Raw genomic sequence first — 18,078 nt, forward strand, 5'->3', positions numbered from 1 at the left:
TTGAGCCAGTGGGAAGCCTACGGGCTATTTCCGGGGAAATAACCACGTCAAGTGATTAATTTAACGCTACTGGTTGGAAATCACGAATGCGATCCATGAACATTTGAGCCCGACGACGTGAGATTTTCACCTGCTGACCATCCGTCAACTCCAATTCACCTTCTTTTTTTACGAAAAACTTCCGCACAAAACCCAGATTGACAATGCACGATTTATGAACCCGAACAAATGCCTGTCCATCAAGCAACGTTTCGTATTCTTTTAGTGTACGCGACACAAGCATTTTAGTACCATCTTTCAGGAAGAAATTTGTGTAGTTTCCGCAGCCTTCAAGACGTACAATTTCGTCGACCGAAACCGTGCGTTTACGGTCGTAGAATGGGATCAGAAGTTTTTGTAAACAAGAGGAATCGGCAATTTTTTCCACACTTTTGTGGAACGGCATAGACATAGGGTCAAAAATTGAGTCATTGGCAAATGTTTTCATAGCCGCTATAAGTGAGGTTTGATAATGATTGTATTGGGATTGAGATTCAATGAGTTAGTACGCCGACACGCTGCTTAAAGCTTTAATCTCAACGTATATTCTTAGGGTTATAAGCGCAACAATCAGACCTACTTCACTCAGTAGCCCCCGTTTTCTTCATGTTATTTTATAAACCCTTATTTTTCAGACCACTTTTGCCGATTACTCAACAAATTTTAAAGCCACCTTTTTGCAATCGTTTTAACTGAATTTAGTAGTATTGGGTAATAAAAGCCACAGTCATCCGGCTGTGAAACGAACTACGTTGGACGCGCTGTCAGGATTTACGTACCTTTGCAGTTATAAAGAAAGACTGATCAACCTGTAGCTTATGCTGGAGAACGTTAAGGCCATATACGAAGAAATAAATCAATACAACGTCGCATCGAAAGAGCAACTGGAGCAATTTCGAATGCGGTTCATCAGTCGAAAAGGTGTTATAACGGAGTTGTTTGAAGGGTTGAAGACAATTCCAGCAGCCGACCGACGTGCTGTTGGTCAGGAACTCAACGGTCTGAAAAACTTTGCCCAGGAGCGATTTGACGCGTTTACGCAACTAGTAGATGATCAACAGACAGCTGCCAACAGTGCTCCTCCGGTTGATTTGACGTTGCCAACAATTCCGAATCTGACGGGGACTCAACACCCCCTGACGTTGGTCAGACAACGCATTATTCAGATTTTTGAACGCATTGGTTTCAACGTCACCGACGGTCCCGAGATCGAGTCTGACTGGTATAATTTCGGGGCGCTGAACTTCCCCGACAACCACCCTGCGCGCGACATGCAGGATACGTTCTTTGTTGAAAAGAAAAGCGATTCAGCAGGCGATATGCTGTTACGAACCCATACATCGAACGTACAAATTCGGTTGATGGAGCGGCAAAAACCGCCTATACGCTCGATTATGCCCGGTCGTGTGTACCGCAACGAAACCATATCTGCACGGGCACACTGCATGTTCCATCAGGTCGAAGGCATTTACATTGACCGTAACGTTGGATTCAAAGACCTAAAGGACACGCTGTATCATTTCGTTAAAGAGATGTTTGAGCCGGGTACGCAAATCCGGTTCCGCCCCTCCTACTTCCCGTTTACAGAACCCAGCGCCGAGATCGACATTTCGTGTCAGATTTGCGGTGGTAAAGGGTGTAACATCTGCAAACACTCCGGTTGGGTTGAGATCGCAGGCTCGGGCATGGTCGATCCGCAGGTAATTGCCAATTGCGGGATTGATCCTGAAGAATACACCGGTTTTGCCTTCGGTATGGGCATCGAGCGCATTACTCAGTTGAAATACGTTGTCAACGACTTACGTCTGTATACCGAAAATGACGTTCGTTTCCTGCGTCAGTTTGAAGGACTTTAATGTAGCGAACGAATACCTGGTCGAACGAGTAAATCCAACCCATCAATGGTTCATTCGTTCAGCCAGGCCCTCGTTTCCATTTTCACCGATCAGTTATGTCTCCTATTCGCCTTTCCGACTTAGCGTTCACCCTTGAAGCCGTCCTTGACGAAGCCTTCGGTCAAAAAGCGGTGTGGGTCATTGCGGAAACGAGCGACATAAAAAATTACCCAGACCGGGGATACTGCTTCCTAACACTGGTCGAACGGGAATCGGCAGGGCGTGAAACGCTGGCTAAGCTCGATGCTTGCATCTGGCGACGCAACTATCACACAATCAAAGATTTTGAGCAGGCTACGGGGGTAGCTTTCGCCCGGAATATTCAGTTGTTGATGCTTGTTTCGGTAAGCTTCAGCCCGGTTTACGGCTTACGGCTTGAGATCCTTAAAATCGATCCCTCCTACACGCTCGGTAATCTGGAACGCGAACGTCAGGCCGTTTTGGATGCACTGGTTCTGGACCATCCCGATTTGGTGTGGCTCGAAGCGGGTCAGTACATTACGGCCAATCAATTGCTTCCCCGACCGGCGGTTATGCAACGATTGGCCCTGATTTCAGCTCCTGGCTCCGATGGTTGGCGTGACTTCCGGCATGAGCTAACACAGAATCCGTTTGGCTATGACTTTGTGGTCGATGAGTACCTGTGTCAGGTTCAGGGAAAAGGCGCTGAAAAAGCGATCTGTGCCCAACTCGAACGGATTCAGGCCAGCAACGTAGCTTACGACTCGGTTGTCATCGTACGCGGTGGCGGTTCTCAACTGGATTTTGGCTCGTTCGATACCTACGTGCTGGGGCAGGCCGTTGCCGGATTCGACATTCCCATACTAGCCGGTATTGGCCACGAACGGAATGTCAGCATCACGGATCTACTCTGCCACGAAAGCGTAAAAACCCCGACGAAAGCGGCTGCCTTTTTGGTAGAACACAACCGTCAATTCGAAGAAAGTTGCCTGCTGCTGCGTGACCGGCTGAGCGTAGTGGCCCGCGAAACGCTGCAAACGACGCGCGAGCAACTGGATGCCGAAACCGAACGGCTTCGGTTTGTCATGCATAATTATTTCCGTGACCGGCATACCGACCTGACCGAGAAAGCGGTAACCATTCGGCATCTCGATCCGGCTAACGTACTCCGGCGCGGGTATGCCCTTGTTCTGCGAAACGGTCGTATTTTAACGCAAAGCGCCGACATCAAATCCGGCGAAACGCTTGATATCCAGTTGAAAGACGGTACTGTTACAGTAATCAGCGCGTAATCTTTGATAGGCAGTTGCTGATCCGTATATTACTCGTTCAAACCGCCACCTGACAATAGAAGTAAATTATTTTTAACAAACCTATGACTTATCAGGAGGCTTACGATCAGCTTGTTACGCTGGTCGATGCTATTGAGAATGACCAAGTTCCACTCGACGAGCTGCCCGCAAAAATCCGGTCAGCAACGGAGTTAATAACATTCTGCCAAAATCGGCTTCGCGATGTTGAAACCGAGTACCAGGATGTGATTGAACGCTTACCAAAGCGGTAGAAATAGGAATTTTATCATGGCGCGTTATGCGACCTTTGCCAAACCTTCCCTAATTTTATCGCCGGGGTAGCCCCTTTGGGGACATTTGTGCAGATTTTGATCGCGAGGTGAGGAATTGCCCCATATACTGCCTGATTGAGACTTTTTATATGAATTTGTTTGCCACGTTAAATGAAGTACTGAATTCGGACGTTCTGAGCAGGATTGCCGCCTACGTTGACGAACCAACCGAAAAAACGAACAAAGCCGTAAATGGTCTTGTCTATACGATTATAGGTGGCCTAATGAAACGGACTACCACTGAAATAGGTGTCAATCAACTGTTTAACCATATTCAGAAAGGCCGCTACGAAGGTACATTGACGGACAATCTGGCAACAACGTTACGCGATCCCAACCAGACGAATACGCTTATTACGCAAGGAGACGAAGTCATCAGCCACCTCCTGCCAGCGATGAAAAGCTCAATCGGTAGCATGATTTCGAGCTACGCGGGTATTCGTAACTCGTCGGCAATTTCACTGCTAGGATTAACGAGCACTATTGTTCTGAACGTACTGGGCAAACAGGTTAAAAGTCAGAAACTGGACGCCGATGGTCTGGCTTCGACTTTATTCGCTGAGCGGGAAGCATTCGTGAATGCCGTACCGGATGAGCTTATGCCCCGGCTTATTGAAAAAGTTGGTCTTCACCAGATTGTCAATGGTGTAGCTACCCCAGCACGACGTAGTGCCGTTGAGTCCCCAGGTCGTTCCGTAGCGAGTACATCCGGCTCTTCGGTCCGATCAACGGCTACGGTCACCCGTCCTTCGGTTAGCTACGATCCGGTCGATGATTCCGATAGTGACAATGGTGCACTAACCAAATGGGGTGTGGGCGCCCTGCTAGCCGTAGCGCTTGCTGTCGGCGGTTATTTTGTATACCAGAACACAATAAACCATTCCGGCGTAGCCCAGGATTCCAGCGATCTGGCGACCGTCACGGGCGATACGATTCAGGCCGACACCGTAACCCGGTCGCTGGCCGTACCGGTCGAGCCAAAACCGCAGACAGCGACAGCAGCTCCCACGGCGGTTTCGACGGCAGCGCCTGTTTCAACAACCGGTCTTTCGGGTAATCTCAGCCAACTAATGACGCCTTATCTGGGCAATGCTATGTTGCCCAAAGGTCGCGTCTTCCCGTTAACGGGCGTTGCCTTTATTCCTGGTTCGTTGTCGCTAACGGCAGGCTCTCAGGCGACTATCAACGAATTGGCAACGTTGTTAAAGTCTTATCCGCAATTGCAGATTCAGCTTGTTGGTTATGCCAATGATGCTCAGGCAGGGGTTACTAATAAAAGCCTTTCATTCAAGCGCGTTAACCAGATCAAACAGCAGCTGATGGCATCGGGAATAAGCTTTGTTCGAATTGACGCCATCGGACGCGGCACGGGTGTTGCCAAAAATGACACATCACGCATTCCCAAGCCGACAATGCGCAAAATCAACGTAAAAGTTGTGGCGAAATAAGTAGCTGACGGGTATGTACAGCGCTTGTCAACTTCAGGGGTGAACGCTTAATCTGCTTCTCTTTGCCGGCTTATCATTATTTTATGATTGCCAAACAACTTTGTTTATGTCGGGTTGAGTAAAAGATTGAATCAACATACTCAACGAACATGACAACAGAAGTCGGAAAAACTGCCCTGATTACGGGTGCGTCAAGCGGAATTGGACGAGAATTGGCAACGCTGTTCGCCAAAGACGGTTATAATCTGGTATTGGTCGCTCGGAGTGAAGACAAACTTCAGGACTTAGCCGATAAATTTAAGCAACAGTTCGGTACCTCATCCATTACGGTTATCGAAAAGGATTTATCGAATCCTGAAGCTCCTCAGGAAATTTACGACGAGGTAGCGCAAAAGAATATTACCGTCAATACGCTGGTCAACAACGCTGGTTTTGGCGAATATGGCAAGTTTGCCACCGAAACGGACTTGCAGAAAGAGCTAAACGTCATCCAGGTCAACCTGACGGCGCTGGTTCATCTGACCAAGCTGTTTTTGAAAGACATGGTCCAGCGTAACGAGGGTAAGATCCTCATGCTTGGTTCTATTGCCTCGATTATGCCTAATCCGATGATGGCGGTCTACGGAGGTACCAAGTCGTTTATCTACTCGTTCTCCGAAGCGTTACGCAACGAAGTTAAAGACACGAACATTTCGATAACGGTGCTGATGCCACCGGCTACGGATACCGATTTCTTTAATAAGGCCGGTGCTATGAATACTGTTGCGCAGGAACAAGCCCGTTCGATGAGTCCAGCGGATGTTGCGAAGGAAGGCTACGAAGCGCTCATGAAAGGAAAAGACAAAGCCATTGCCGGATTCTCGACGAAAGTGCAGGCAGCCGCTTTCCGGGTGTTACCCGACTCGATTGTCAGTCAGGCAGGACGCTCACAAATGAAGGACAAAGCCGAAGCGGAACAGGAAAAGCAATCCTTCAATCTGGCACTGGGCATTGGTATCGCAGCCGTTGCGCTCGCGGGTATCGTTATTGCCGCCCGGTACAAAAACCATTCGGGTTGGACAGCAGGTGTAAACCTGGGCAACGCTATTGATCGGGCACGCTACAAATTCAAAGCCGAGCAGGCCGTTGGCTCCGCCAAGGACGCGGTTCAGTCGGTAGCCGATGCCGTGAGCAGCACCGTGTCAGGAGCGAAATCCAAAGTAGAAGCCGCTCTTGTGTAACGTTTGCTAACTAACGAAGAAAGCCTTCCCGAACGTTCGGGAAGGCTTTCTTCGTTAAGAGCGACTACCGGGAAATTTGGTAAAAACCTTGTGGATCGCTTCTCCAACCTGAACGGGCGTAACCTGCTGCCGGTTAAGCACGCTCGACACGGCAACGTCCCAGATGAGCGCGTTACGCTGGGAATCCACAACGTGCAGATTGACCGTTCCTTCCTGATACGTACCAACCGGCACCTCCTGACTTTGCCAGTGGTATCGCCGTTGTCCCGTGTAGAAGGGCGCTTCATAGATGGTTGTTTGCCGCGTCTGTGTCTTTTCCTTCATCACCGCCCCGATGTTGACGAGCAGATCAGGATTATCCTTTGTTTGCTGGTACCCCCGATTGGTTAGCTCCGTGGTTACCGCCCGCTTGATCTGTTCGACTACAGCCTGATACGCGTCCTGGGGCGATGGACTGATCCGGTTCGTATCAATGAAAGCAAATGTTCGATAAGCCGACCAGGTTGCCGATTTATCAGTCTTATTCTGAGTGACACGATACGACGGCGAGCAGCCTATAACAAGGGCAAAAAGCATTAGTGCGATTCCGGGTACTATTTTCATAATCTTTCCATTTTGACGCTATACAAACCAGTCATTCTATCAATTAGCCTGGGCGGTGTTTGTTCCCTAAACAGCCGATTTCTGAGCTAAAGCACCTTGTAAAATTCGTTGTTAAGTGCCTTATGCCCATTGGTAAACACCGGATAATCAAAACAACTTCCTGCCCTCGTAGTTCAACTAATTACTCACTAACCATGTAAATCGTTATGAATACAGTGACAGGAAAAACAGCGCTGGTAACCGGTGCCTCAAGTGGAATCGGCCAGGAAATTGCCAAACTCCTTGCGAAAGACGGTTATAATCTGGTGCTGGTTGCCCGTAGCGACGACACGCTGGAGCGTCTGAGCGAGGTCTTCAAAGGCAACTACGATACCCAACAGATAACCATTATCAAGAAAGATTTGTCCGAAGAAGATGCTGCTCAGGATGTTTACAATCAGGTGAAAGCAAAGGGCATAACGGTTAATGTGCTGGTCAACGACGCAGGTGTTGGTTTATATGGCCTGTTTGGAACCGATACGGACTGGGAACGCGAAAAAGCCATGATTCACCTCAATGTGCTGGCGCTGACCCAGATGACCAAGCTGTTTCTGTACGATATGCTTATCCGCAACGAGGGCAAGATCCTGAATCTGGCGTCGCTGCTGTCCATTACGCCATCTCCGCTCATGGCTGTTTATGCCGGTACCAAAGCCTACGTCTATAACTTCACGCAGTCGCTCATCAACGAGTTGAAAGATACGAACGTGACGATTACGGCTTTGCTGCCCAATGCCACTGACACCGATTTCTTTAACAAAGCGGGGGCGCAGAATACCAAAATAACCGATGAATTGCAGGACCCCGTCATGGTAGCCAAAGACGGCTACGAAGCATTAATGGCGGGTAAACCCAAAGTCATACCGGGCGGTCTGAAAAACAAATCGTACGAAGTATTGGCGTACGTAGCCCCTCAGGAAGCACTGGCATCGCTGATGCACGACAAGATGTTGCAGAAACCAGAACCGGATGCTGAGCAGGAAAAGAAAACCACGCTGGCCTGGGGCATTGGTTTTGGCCTGGCCGTTGTAACCGGAATTGCGATTGGTATCGCGTACAAAAATGCCAACGCTTTAGACCGGGCTCGCTATCGATACAAAGCCAAATCAGCCGGCAATTCGATTTCTGACGCCTTGTCGTCGGTAGTGGATGCCGTTGTTGATGCTTATCAGAACACTAAAACAAAAGCGGAGCACCTGGTCAGCAAAGGCGAAGATAAAGCGGTTGACCTAGAAGCAGAAGTCGCAGCGTAAACGACGGGCCTAGTGAACGGAATAATCAGTTTAGTATTCAGTTCACTAGGCTTAAATCAATCTTACTTCCATGAAAAATTCATCATTCTGGCGAATTGCTACAGCCGTCTTTGCCGTTGGTAGCATATTGTACACGACGATGGCTAGCAGCCAGTCCCGCCAGCAGGGACGTGAGCGGCAACCGGAGGATTCGGACGACGAAGAGCGTGAATATGACGTGCCGGTCGAGTACCAGAACGTTTTTGACAAAAACCCGATTGTTCCGGCAGGCTGGGCGTTTGGTGTCGTCTGGTCAACGATCTATTCGGGCTTAGGTTCGTTGCTGATTCATCAGGCGCTTCCTTCTCAGGCGTTCAACCCGCGCTATCAGAAAGCGCTGCCGTGGTGGTGGGCAAGCTGGACGTGCAACGCCATCTTCGGTCGGTTCTTCTCGCAGAACGACCCGCAAAGCATTGTCATTTCTGATCTGACAACGAAGCTTAACCTCCCAGCAGCATTGGCGTTACATCAAAGTCTGGAAATCGGCAAAAGCGATGTGCCTACTCCAGAAAAATACCTTCGCATTCCGGTTAGTCTGTACGCAGGGTGGCTGACAGCCGCTACCGTTGTTGGTACACCCGACACGTTACTGACGCTTGGCTGGTGGGAGCGCGACAAAGAGCGCGATGAACCACTTGCCGCTGGTATCCTAGGGGCAACTGCCGGGGCAGGTTACCTCATCGCCCGTCGGCTGAATGACCCTTGGTATATGGTTCCGTTCGTCGCCGGTTTTGGTGGTATTGCTACCCGGCAGTGGAACAAATTACCGCTTCTGGGCTGGACAGCCGCTAGCCTGGCAGCTACTTATGTCGGTTTATTAGCTTATTGGCTGCCCAAGGGTAAATTCCATGAGTATAACCGCATCATTGTGCACGATGCCGAAGCTGAAGTCATAGCCGATCAAATTGAAACACCGGAGCCTCAACAGGCCCAAATCGTCCGGGAACGGATGAAGCCAATTGAAGCCGAAGGACTGGATTAGCTTTGCCTTATCTCTTAGAAGCCGCCTTAGATTGAATAAGGCGGCTTTTTTGTTAAGCGTTTGGCAAGGTTTGTCATTTTGTCCTTCTTTTAAGCCATCCGATGCGTTTTTCCGCCAAATTGTCCGAAAAACCACCCCGGCCCGTGATTTGTTATTAGCTAGTCATACAGTAACTAACGCTTACCCACTACAGTCATGGATTTTAAGAATTACACCGTAAAAGCGCAGGAGGTCGTTCAGAAGGCTTCCGAGATCGCCCTTGGCAATGGCCAGCAGGCGATTGAAACCGGTCATCTGCTCCAGGCTATCCTGTCGGAGGATGAAAACGTAATCGGTTTCATTACCAAGAAACTTGGCATTAATTTACAAAATACAGCGGGTGCGTTACAGGCCATTCTCACGACTTACCCAAAGATTTCGGGCGGTAATGGTAGTGTGTATCTGAGCAACGACACAGCCGCAGCTTTAGCCAAAGCCAGCAATTATACAAAAGAGTTTGGCGACGAATTTGTGAGCGTTGAACTGATGCTGCTTGGGCTAATGGCAGGTAAAGATCAAATTGCAACGTTATTACGCGACGCCGGTTTCAACGAAAAACAAGTTAAAACCGCGATCAACGAACTTAGAAAAGGAAATTCCGTGAAAAATCAAAACGCCGAAGCAACCTACCAGTCGCTCGAACGGTATAGCATCAACCTGAACGAACGGGCACGCACGGGTAAGATCGACCCGGTGATTGGCCGGGATGAAGAAATCCGGCGGGTGCTTCAAATCTTAAGCCGTCGGACTAAAAACAACCCGATTCTGCTTGGTGAGCCGGGCGTCGGTAAAACGGCTATTGTTGAAGGACTTGCCCAACGCATTGTATCGGGTGACGTTCCCGAAAACCTGAAAACAAAAACGCTTGTCTCGCTCGACATGGGTCTGCTGATTGCGGGGGCCAAATATAAAGGCGAGTTCGAAGAACGCCTGAAATCGGTCATCAAAGAGGTGACGGACTCCAACGGTGAAATCATTCTGTTCATCGACGAGATTCACACGCTTATTGGTGCGGGTGCGGGCGGTGAAGGCGCTATGGACGCGGCCAACCTGTTAAAACCAGCCTTGTCGCGCGGTGAACTCCACACCATCGGTGCCACGACACTGAAAGAATACCAGAAATACATCGAGAAAGATAAAGCGCTCGAACGTCGATTCCAGGCCGTAATGGTCGATGAACCAGACATGGCCGACGCCATCTCGATTCTGCGCGGTATCAAAGAAAAGTACGAGTTGCACCACGGCGTTCGGATCAAAGACGATGCAGTCATTGCTTCTGTCGAGCTATCTACGCGCTATATTACCGACCGTTTCCTGCCCGACAAGGCCATTGACTTGATGGACGAGGCAGCCGCTAAACTGCGTCTGGAAATGGATTCGGTTCCGGAAGAACTGGACGAACTCAACCGGCGCATTATGCAGCTGGAAATTGAGCGGGAAGCCATTCGCAGGGAAAACGACAAAGAAAAAGAAAGCCTGCTGAACAAGCAGATCGCTGACCTGACCGAACAGCGGAGTAGTCTGCAAGCCAAGTGGGAAACCGAAAAAGCGTCGGTCAACGAAGGCCGGACACTGAAAGAGCAACTCGATCAGTTACGCTTTGAAGCCGAACAAGCCGAACGAACGGGCGATTACGGAAAAGTAGCCGAGATTCGCTACGGTCGGATTCCTGAGATCGAAACAAAGCTTAACTCGCTGGCGCAGGAAGGTGGCGACAAAGGTGGGTCAGATCGGATGATGCAGGAGGAAGTGACCGCCGAAGACATTGCCGAAGTAGTGGCTAAATGGACGGGTATTCCGGTTTCGAAAATGATGCAGAGTGATCGCGAAAAACTGCTCAACCTGGAGAAAGAACTGGGTAAGCGGGTAGCTGGTCAGCAGGAAGCGATTGAAGCAGTGTCGGATGCCGTTCGCCGGAGCCGGGCGGGTATGCAGGACCCCAAACGGCCAATCGGTTCGTTTATCTTCCTTGGTACAACGGGGGTTGGTAAAACGGAAGTCGCCCGGACATTAGCCGAATACCTCTTCAACGACGAGAACGCGATGATACGAATCGACATGTCGGAGTATCAGGAACGTCACGCCGTAAGCCGACTGATTGGTGCTCCTCCGGGATACGTTGGCTACGACGAAGGTGGTCAGTTGACCGAAGCGGTGCGCCGGAAACCTTACTCGGTCGTATTGCTCGATGAGATCGAAAAAGCACACCCCGATGTCTGGAACATCCTGTTGCAGGTGCTTGATGAAGGTCGTCTGACGGATAACAAAGGCCGCGTAGCGAACTTCAAGAATACGATCATCATCATGACTTCCAACATCGGTAGCCATCTGATTCAGGAGAAATTTGCTGAAGACGAAGGCTGGAACCATTCGCTGGTGCTGGAAGAAGCGAAATCAGCCGTGATGGAGTTGCTGAAACAAACCATCCGCCCTGAATTCCTGAACCGGATTGACGAAATCGTGATGTTCGAACCGCTGACGCAGGCCAACATTCGTAAGATTGTCGATATTCAGTTCAACGAGATCAAGAAAAGGCTAGCCGAAAATGGCGTACAGCTCGACGCAACGGACGAAGCTCTTACCAAGCTTGGCGAAGAAGGCTTCGATCCCCAATTTGGCGCTCGCCCGTTGAAACGCGTACTGCAACGCCGGGTCTTGAACGAACTGTCGAAAGCGATCTTATCCGGTGAGGTGAAGAAAGACTCGGTCGTACTGATGGAGTTGAATAACGAGGGAGAGATTGCCTTCACCAACCTCGACGCTGAAATAGAATTATAATTGTCCAAGTAATAGAAAATCCCGGCTGCTATATAGCGGCCGGGATTTTTCGTTTTAAATCGTATTACCGCCGGCGGCCAAACAACCGCAGTAGATACAGAAACATGTTTATAAAATCAAGGTAGAGCCGTAACGCACCCATAACGGCTACTTTCCGTCCTTCCTCGGTACCGGCATTACCAACGGCGTACATTTCCTTTATTTTCTGGGTATCGTAAGCGGTCAGGCCGACGAAGATGAGTACCCCCGCGTAGGTCGAAATCCAGTACAAGGTTTCGTTATGCCAAAACAAGTTGACGAGCGAAGCAATAATCAATCCGATAAGCGCCATCAACAGGAAACCTCCCAAAGACGTTAGATCGCGTTTGGTAAAATAGCCATAAGCACTCATTGCCCCAAATGTACCAGCTGTTACGAAGAAGGTAGAGGCAATTGAACCGCCTGTGTAAAGCAGGAAAATACAGGCCAGCGTTAACCCGTTCATTATAGCGTAGCCAATAAACAGGGCCGTAGCCATTTGCGCCGACAGACGCTGGATAGCCGCCGACAACGACATTACCATCAGCACTTGGCCAATCAGCAAACCGTAGAAAACAATCCGGTTACCAAAAACCAGCTCCAGGATGGCGGGCGAACTGGCAACCCAGATTGAAACAGTGGCCGTTATGAGTAAAGCAACAGACATCCACCCGTAGACCTGCGTCATAAAGGCGGCCTGCTCCTGCCTGATTTGCTCGGCGGTCAGCGAAGGATGGTGTCGTTCAGAATACGATTGTGATTCCATGTGGACAAATTGATTTAGGCCGGAAAGTACGGTAAAGGCACGGATATTCGCAAGTGGCTTCCAGGAGAACAAAAAAGCCGGAACAGCGCTGTTCCGGCTTTTGGTAATCATTTGTATACGGCTTATTGTAGATTGGCGTCTTCACGACTATTGAAGGTGTCGCCCTGGCTGAGGTCGCCGGTTCGGAGCCCCTTTTTAAACCAGTAAACCCGTTGGGCTGACGTGCCATGCGTGAAGGCATCGGGTACGACCCGACCCTGCGTTTCTTCCTGGATCTTATCATCACCAATCGCATTGGCTGCGGTCAGCGCCGACTCGACATCGTTCTCATCGAGTACGAAGCTTTGTCCTTGCGCGTGATGCGCCCAGACACCCGCAAAAAAATCGGCCTGGAGCTCAAGACGAACTGACACACGGTTGTATTCCCGCTGGCTGAGTCGCTGGCGCAGTTCGTCAGTTTTATCCATAATGCCTAACTGTTTCTGTACGTGGTGCCCAATTTCGTGCGCTACTACGTAAGCCATCGCAAAATCGCCAGGTGCCTGAAATCGTTGAGCCAACAGGTCGTAGAACGACAAGTCGATGTACACTTTCTGGTCGAGAGGACAATAAAAAGGCCCCATCTCTTCCTGCGCGGTACCACAACCTGACGTTGTTGCTCCTCGGAACATAACCAGAACCGGCTTACGGTATTGCGCGCCCTGCTTCGCAAACAAATCGGTCCATACTTTCTCGGTACTACCCAGCACGAGCCGGGTAAACTGAGCGGCTTTGTCATCAGGCTGAGGTCCGGTAGGTGCCTGAGACGCTGACTGTTCTTCCGGGGCACTACTGTTCAGGATCTGCGACGGGTCGCCACCAAGTAGCATCACGATTACAGCAATGACTACTGAGCCAATGCCACCACCAACTAACAAGCCACCACCCCCGCTGCTACCGCGACGGTCTTCGACGTTTTCGCTTTCGTTTTGGTTTAACCAACGCATGGTTGATAATTTATTTTTAGGTAGAAAAATGGTTTCGTTGGTGATATAACTCGAAACGAAGGCAATTGGCTTACCGAGACCATTATTTTACTTATGATCCCGTCTTGGCTTCGCCCGTTCGTATTGCACCGGCCAGGCAACCTCATCACCCAGAACATGGGCTGCATGAAGTGGGAAATACGGATCTCGGAGAAATTCACGAGCCAGCAGCACAAAATCCGCGCGACCATCCGCAAGAATCGTTTCGGCCTGTTCAACGTCTGTGATAAGACCCACAGCTGCGGTCATAATACCCGCTTCTTTTTTAACCCGCTCCGCAAATTCGACCTGATAACCTGGACCTACCGGAATTTTGGCATGAGCAACGTTGCCACCAGTTGAGCAGTCGATTACATCAACTCCTTTGGACTGAAGCACGTTGGCCAGTGCGACCGAATCCTCCACAGTCCAGCCCCCTTCCGTCCAATCGGTTGCCGATATACGGACGAAAAGCGGATATTCTTCCGGCCAGACAGCCTGAACATGGCTAACTACTTCCAGCAACAAACGAATTCGATTATCGAACGATCCCCCGTATTCGTCGGTCCGTTGGTTACTCAACGGCGACAAAAATTCGTGAAGCAAATACCCATGTGCCGCGTGAATTTCAATCACCTGAAAACCCGCTTCCACCGACCGTCGGGCGGCATCCTGAAAATCGATCAAAACGTTTTTTATGCCTTCGACGGTTAAAGCAAGTGGTCTTGGATCAGAGTCTGTAAACGGTATGGCACTCGGCGCAACGGTTTCCCAGCCTTTATCCTGATTCGACAGAATGGCTTTACCGCCATCCCAGGGCCGCTGCGTGCTGGCTTTCCGACCGGCATGAGCCAACTGAACACCCGCTATGGCTCCGTGCTGATTCAGAAATTGGGTGATTCGTTTCAAACCAGCAATGTGTTCATTCGTCCAGATACCCAAATCGTTGGGTGAGATACGGCCCTCGGGCGAAACAGCGGTAGCTTCGGTAATAATCAGTCCGGCACCACCTACTGCCCGGCTTCCTAAATGAACCAGATGCCAATCGTTGGCAAAGCCGTTTTCACTGGAATACTGGCACATGGGCGAAACAACAATTCGATTCTTGAACTGAATACTTCGAATGGTAATCGGCGAAAAAAGAGTTGACATACAGTGCAGTCTAAAGTCAATAAATGAGTCTGTTTTTCCTGATGGAAAGCAACAACAATTAAGTAAGCAACACGCAGCACGGGACCGGGGTTTTAACTTTAAACCGTATTCGCCTGTTTAATGCGACTACTAACTCACTATATCGCTATGAGTCAACGGGTCCGAAATAACCATTTGTTAGCTGAGTGGGTTGATAAGTCTCATTTGAACGCTCAACGATCATGGCAAAAGATTCAAAAATTGATCGGCGTGACGACGTTAGTCCGACCGAGGGAGAGCATAAATACGGTGACGTAGAATTTGCTGATCCTACCAACAAAAAGTACCCCATTGACACCCCTGAACATGTACGGGCGGCCTGGAGCTACATCAATCACAAGGATAACGCGGAAAAATATGACGCCGACGACGTAGAACAAATCAAGGAACGCATCAAAAAAGCGGCAAAAAAACACGACGTAACGATCGAGTCCGATTAGTACCGTTAAAGTGCTAGTCGCCCGAACCCGTCAAGTCTACCCGACCTGGCGGGTTCTGCATTTTTATACCGGTAACCATTCAATAGAAAAGCCGGTTTACCCATTTACCAGCCTCTTGCTAACTACTCCTGTTTATTATGCCTGCGTCCAAGACTCCGATTTACAGCGCTTTAGCCGCTAACCTAGCCATTGCCATTACCAAATTCATAGCCGCTAGCGTTACAGGTAGTTCGGCCATGATTTCGGAAGGTATTCACTCACTGGTTGATACACTGAACGAAATCCTGCTGTTGCTGGGGCTTGCTCGCAGTAAGAAACCAGCCGATGCGAACCGCCCGTTTGGCTACGGCAAGGAGCAGTATTTTTGGGCATTCATCGTATCGATCCTGATCTTTGGCGTGGGTGGTGGCGTTTCATTTTACGAAGGCATCACGCATCTTCAGCACCCGGAGCCGATTGAAAAAACGCTCTGGAACTACATTGTCCTTGGCATCGCTTTTTGCTTCGACGGAATTTCCTTTATCACGGCGTTTAAAGAATTCAACCGACAACGGGGTACACAGCCGTTCTGGTCGTCGGTAAAACGCAGCAAAGACCCATCGACGTTTGTCGTGCTATTTGAGGATGCTTCCGATTTGCTGGGGTTGATCGTAGCGTTTCTGGGCGTTTTTCTGGGCCATCAGTTCAACAATCCGTATTTCGATGGTGCCGCTTCCATCATCATTGGTTTAATTCTGACGGCAGTTTCGGTTGTTCTGGCGCGCGAAAGCCGAAGTTTGCTCATGGGCGAAAGCATTGAGCCGCAAACGTTACAAAAAATCGTTGAGTTGGTCGAACGCGACGACGCCGTAACCAGTGTGCTTCAATCACCCTCGATGTACCTTGGTCCCGAAGAAGTTATTGTTATGCTCGTTGTTGACTTCCACGATGCTTTATCTACGGCAGAACTGAATAAAGCAATCCAACGAATACGAGACGCGATTCAACAGCATTTTCCACTTGTAAAACACGTATTTATTGAACCGGGTGTTCCGAATCAACCCGTACACGCACCAAAACATGGGCACCCCGTCCGCTAGTTTTGCAGAAAAGCACCGATGGCTTTCTTAACGGTCGCTTCTTCGCAGGAAGTAGCCAGATGACAACATTCTCCGGTAAGTTCAACCAAAGATACTCGCGCGTTCTATTTATTTAGAAAGATTCAAGGTTTTATGAAACAATCGTTTCGCGTTTCGCGTACCTACTAAGGTAGGCTTACTCATTTGTTAGCTTACTGAGTAAAAAAGCATCCACTTATCCTGTTTTTGTTCAAATAAAGTGAGATGGCCAAACGCCGGATCGGATTGAGTCCGGCGTTTTTGAAACAAGCAAACCAGCAATAATTTGTCAAGTCACGCAACCAAGTCGTTCATCTCCTCGTATAGATAAAAACGACGATGTTGATTAGCTCATATCGTTGGGTAAATGTAAGTAGTGAGCAAACGCCAGGCCTGAGATGAGCCTGGCGTTTGTTTATCTGTAATGACTAATTGGTTAAACATCCATTAAAAATCGTGGGAGATGTATAACAAGTAGGGCTCTTTAAGAGTATTATAGATGTAGACAATATAGGTAATAAAAAACGCCCAGACGCATGAATTGGGCGTTTTTTCTTGTTAAAAGCAACGCCCAACTTATCTCGTCACCCCTGCTCCTATACATCGCATCTGGCTGAATTATTGATCCGCTAGCGCTGACGACTCCCTTTTACTTACACCGTATTAAAAGTCAACATAGACAAGAAACGGCGAAGGAGACCTTCGTTGACGTTAGTTTTCTTCATATATCGTTAAGTTGAGCCAAATACTACCCGAAAAGTAGACTAAACGAGGCTCGTACAATTATTTCGTGTATATTAGGTGTTTTCCGTAACTACCAACCCGATGAATCAATACGCTACTCAAGCTGTTTTTATCGCTGATGACGACGAAGATGATCGTTATTTGTTGCAGATCGCCTTTCGAGAATACTGTCCAGCGTGCCAGTTGCGATTCGCTACCGATGGTCTAAACCTTCTCGACGCATTAACACAGACGGACATCCATCCGTGCCTAATTATTCTGGACATGAATATGCCCCGGCTTAATGGCTTAGAATCGTTATCCGTTTTACGAAGCAATCCGCTTTATCAGAAAACGCCCATCATCATTCTGACGACCTCGAGTGCAGCGGGAGACCGGCAACGCGCTCATGAACTGGGCGCCAATGATTTCATTACAAAGCCATTAAGCCTGAACTTGTTCGGACCAATTATCCACAAACTTCGCGAAACCTGGCATCTCGACGGATGTATCTAGCGCCTGATAAAGTCAGCTTGCGGCACATGCACCTACAAAATTGAAGGCTCACCCTCGCCAGGGTGAGCCTTCAATTTTGTAAATGAAAATCATTAGATTATCTCACCGAGTGACTCTTTGTAGTAATTTATACAGATACGTTCCTAACCACATCCTTTCCATCCATGAATCCCATCTTTATCGCCGTTGACCGAGTAGATACAGGACTTACCTACGTAAACGTAGCTGCCATTACGGATATTCGTACACTTGGTGCGTACGTCAACATCCGAATTATTGGCGTAGAAACTGGATTTCCTGTACGCCATAGTTTAAGCGAGGTAAAAAAGATGCTGGATAACGCGGGAGTAACGATTTCTCGGTAAAACAATACATTCTACTTACATCTGTGTACAAGAACGTA

General features: G+C 49.1%; 17 protein-coding genes. 12 read left to right on the forward strand and 5 right to left on the reverse strand.

Annotated features, from left to right (window positions below):
- Positions 1-55 precede the first annotated feature (55 nt).
- Positions 56-487 (reverse strand): LytR/AlgR family response regulator transcription factor, encoded by a 432-nt coding sequence (locus M0L20_RS01655; RefSeq protein WP_232559088.1) that lies wholly within the window; start codon positions 485-487, stop codon positions 56-58.
- 370 nt (positions 488-857) lie between these two features.
- Between M0L20_RS01655 and pheS the strand changes: the two genes are divergently transcribed.
- The 5 genes from pheS to M0L20_RS01680 all read left to right on the forward strand — a co-directional run bounded on the left by pheS (position 858) and on the right by M0L20_RS01680 (position 6,187).
- Complete coding sequence (pheS, locus tag M0L20_RS01660) at positions 858-1,895, forward strand: phenylalanine--tRNA ligase subunit alpha (protein WP_232559089.1); 1,038 nt, start codon at positions 858-860, stop codon at positions 1,893-1,895.
- A gap of 95 nt (positions 1,896-1,990) precedes the next feature.
- Positions 1,991-3,187, forward strand: a complete 1,197-nt coding sequence (locus M0L20_RS01665) for an exodeoxyribonuclease VII large subunit (RefSeq protein ID WP_248475337.1) — start codon at positions 1,991-1,993, stop codon at positions 3,185-3,187.
- Positions 3,188-3,270: 83 nt separating this feature from the next.
- On the forward strand, positions 3,271-3,459 hold the full coding sequence (xseB, locus tag M0L20_RS01670) for an exodeoxyribonuclease VII small subunit (RefSeq protein ID WP_232559091.1): 189 nt from the start codon (positions 3,271-3,273) through the stop codon (positions 3,457-3,459).
- Between the two features lie 149 nt (positions 3,460-3,608).
- The gene (locus M0L20_RS01675) at positions 3,609-4,967 is read left to right on the forward strand and encodes a DUF937 domain-containing protein (protein WP_248475338.1); all 1,359 of its coding nucleotides are present in this window, start codon (positions 3,609-3,611) and stop codon (positions 4,965-4,967) included.
- Positions 4,968-5,116: 149 nt separating this feature from the next.
- Positions 5,117-6,187, forward strand: a complete 1,071-nt coding sequence (locus tag M0L20_RS01680; protein WP_248475339.1) for an SDR family NAD(P)-dependent oxidoreductase — start codon at positions 5,117-5,119, stop codon at positions 6,185-6,187.
- Between the two features lie 54 nt (positions 6,188-6,241).
- On the opposite strand, the gene M0L20_RS01685 is transcribed toward M0L20_RS01680, so the two are convergent.
- On the reverse strand, positions 6,242-6,790 hold the full coding sequence (locus M0L20_RS01685) for a DUF4136 domain-containing protein (protein ID WP_248475340.1): 549 nt from the start codon (positions 6,788-6,790) through the stop codon (positions 6,242-6,244).
- 206 nt (positions 6,791-6,996) lie between these two features.
- On the opposite strand from M0L20_RS01685, the gene M0L20_RS01690 reads away from it, so the two are divergent.
- The 3 genes from M0L20_RS01690 to clpB all read left to right on the forward strand — a co-directional run bounded on the left by M0L20_RS01690 (position 6,997) and on the right by clpB (position 11,920).
- Positions 6,997-8,082, forward strand: a complete 1,086-nt coding sequence (locus M0L20_RS01690) for an SDR family NAD(P)-dependent oxidoreductase (protein ID WP_248475341.1) — start codon at positions 6,997-6,999, stop codon at positions 8,080-8,082.
- Between the two features lie 70 nt (positions 8,083-8,152).
- Positions 8,153-9,103, forward strand: coding sequence for a tryptophan-rich sensory protein (locus tag M0L20_RS01695; RefSeq protein WP_248475342.1), 951 nt, complete (start codon positions 8,153-8,155; stop codon positions 9,101-9,103).
- A 195-nt stretch (positions 9,104-9,298) separates the two neighbouring features.
- Positions 9,299-11,920: an ATP-dependent chaperone ClpB gene (gene clpB, locus M0L20_RS01700; RefSeq protein ID WP_248475343.1), complete on the forward strand. Its 2,622-nt coding sequence runs from the start codon at positions 9,299-9,301 to the stop codon at positions 11,918-11,920.
- Positions 11,921-11,984: 64 nt separating this feature from the next.
- Here the strand turns inward: clpB and M0L20_RS01705 are convergent, their stop codons facing one another.
- From M0L20_RS01705 to namA, 3 genes are all read right to left on the reverse strand, one after another.
- Complete coding sequence (locus M0L20_RS01705; RefSeq protein WP_354004150.1) at positions 11,985-12,815, reverse strand: Bax inhibitor-1/YccA family protein; 831 nt, start codon at positions 12,813-12,815, stop codon at positions 11,985-11,987.
- Positions 12,816-12,826: 11 nt separating this feature from the next.
- On the reverse strand, positions 12,827-13,690 hold the full coding sequence (gene ypfJ / locus M0L20_RS01710; protein WP_232559100.1) for a KPN_02809 family neutral zinc metallopeptidase: 864 nt from the start codon (positions 13,688-13,690) through the stop codon (positions 12,827-12,829).
- Positions 13,691-13,777: 87 nt separating this feature from the next.
- On the reverse strand, positions 13,778-14,860 hold the full coding sequence (gene namA, locus M0L20_RS01715; RefSeq protein WP_248475344.1) for an NADPH dehydrogenase NamA: 1,083 nt from the start codon (positions 14,858-14,860) through the stop codon (positions 13,778-13,780).
- A 221-nt stretch (positions 14,861-15,081) separates the two neighbouring features.
- On the opposite strand from namA, the gene M0L20_RS01720 reads away from it, so the two are divergent.
- The 4 genes from M0L20_RS01720 to M0L20_RS01735 all read left to right on the forward strand — a co-directional run bounded on the left by M0L20_RS01720 (position 15,082) and on the right by M0L20_RS01735 (position 18,040).
- A complete protein-coding gene (locus tag M0L20_RS01720; RefSeq protein WP_248475345.1) occupies positions 15,082-15,339 on the forward strand; it encodes a DUF6582 domain-containing protein in 258 nt (85 codons plus the stop codon).
- A 137-nt stretch (positions 15,340-15,476) separates the two neighbouring features.
- A complete protein-coding gene (locus M0L20_RS01725; RefSeq protein WP_248475346.1) occupies positions 15,477-16,418 on the forward strand; it encodes a cation diffusion facilitator family transporter in 942 nt (313 codons plus the stop codon).
- An 843-nt stretch (positions 16,419-17,261) separates the two neighbouring features.
- Complete coding sequence (locus tag M0L20_RS01730; RefSeq protein ID WP_232559104.1) at positions 17,262-17,675, forward strand: response regulator; 414 nt, start codon at positions 17,262-17,264, stop codon at positions 17,673-17,675.
- 164 nt (positions 17,676-17,839) lie between these two features.
- Positions 17,840-18,040, forward strand: coding sequence for a hypothetical protein (locus tag M0L20_RS01735; protein ID WP_232559105.1), 201 nt, complete (start codon positions 17,840-17,842; stop codon positions 18,038-18,040).
- The last annotated feature ends 38 nt before the right edge of the window (positions 18,041-18,078 follow it).

The organism is Spirosoma liriopis (assembly GCF_023196085.1).
Classification (GTDB): Bacteria; Bacteroidota; Bacteroidia; order Cytophagales; family Spirosomataceae; genus Spirosoma; species Spirosoma oryzicola.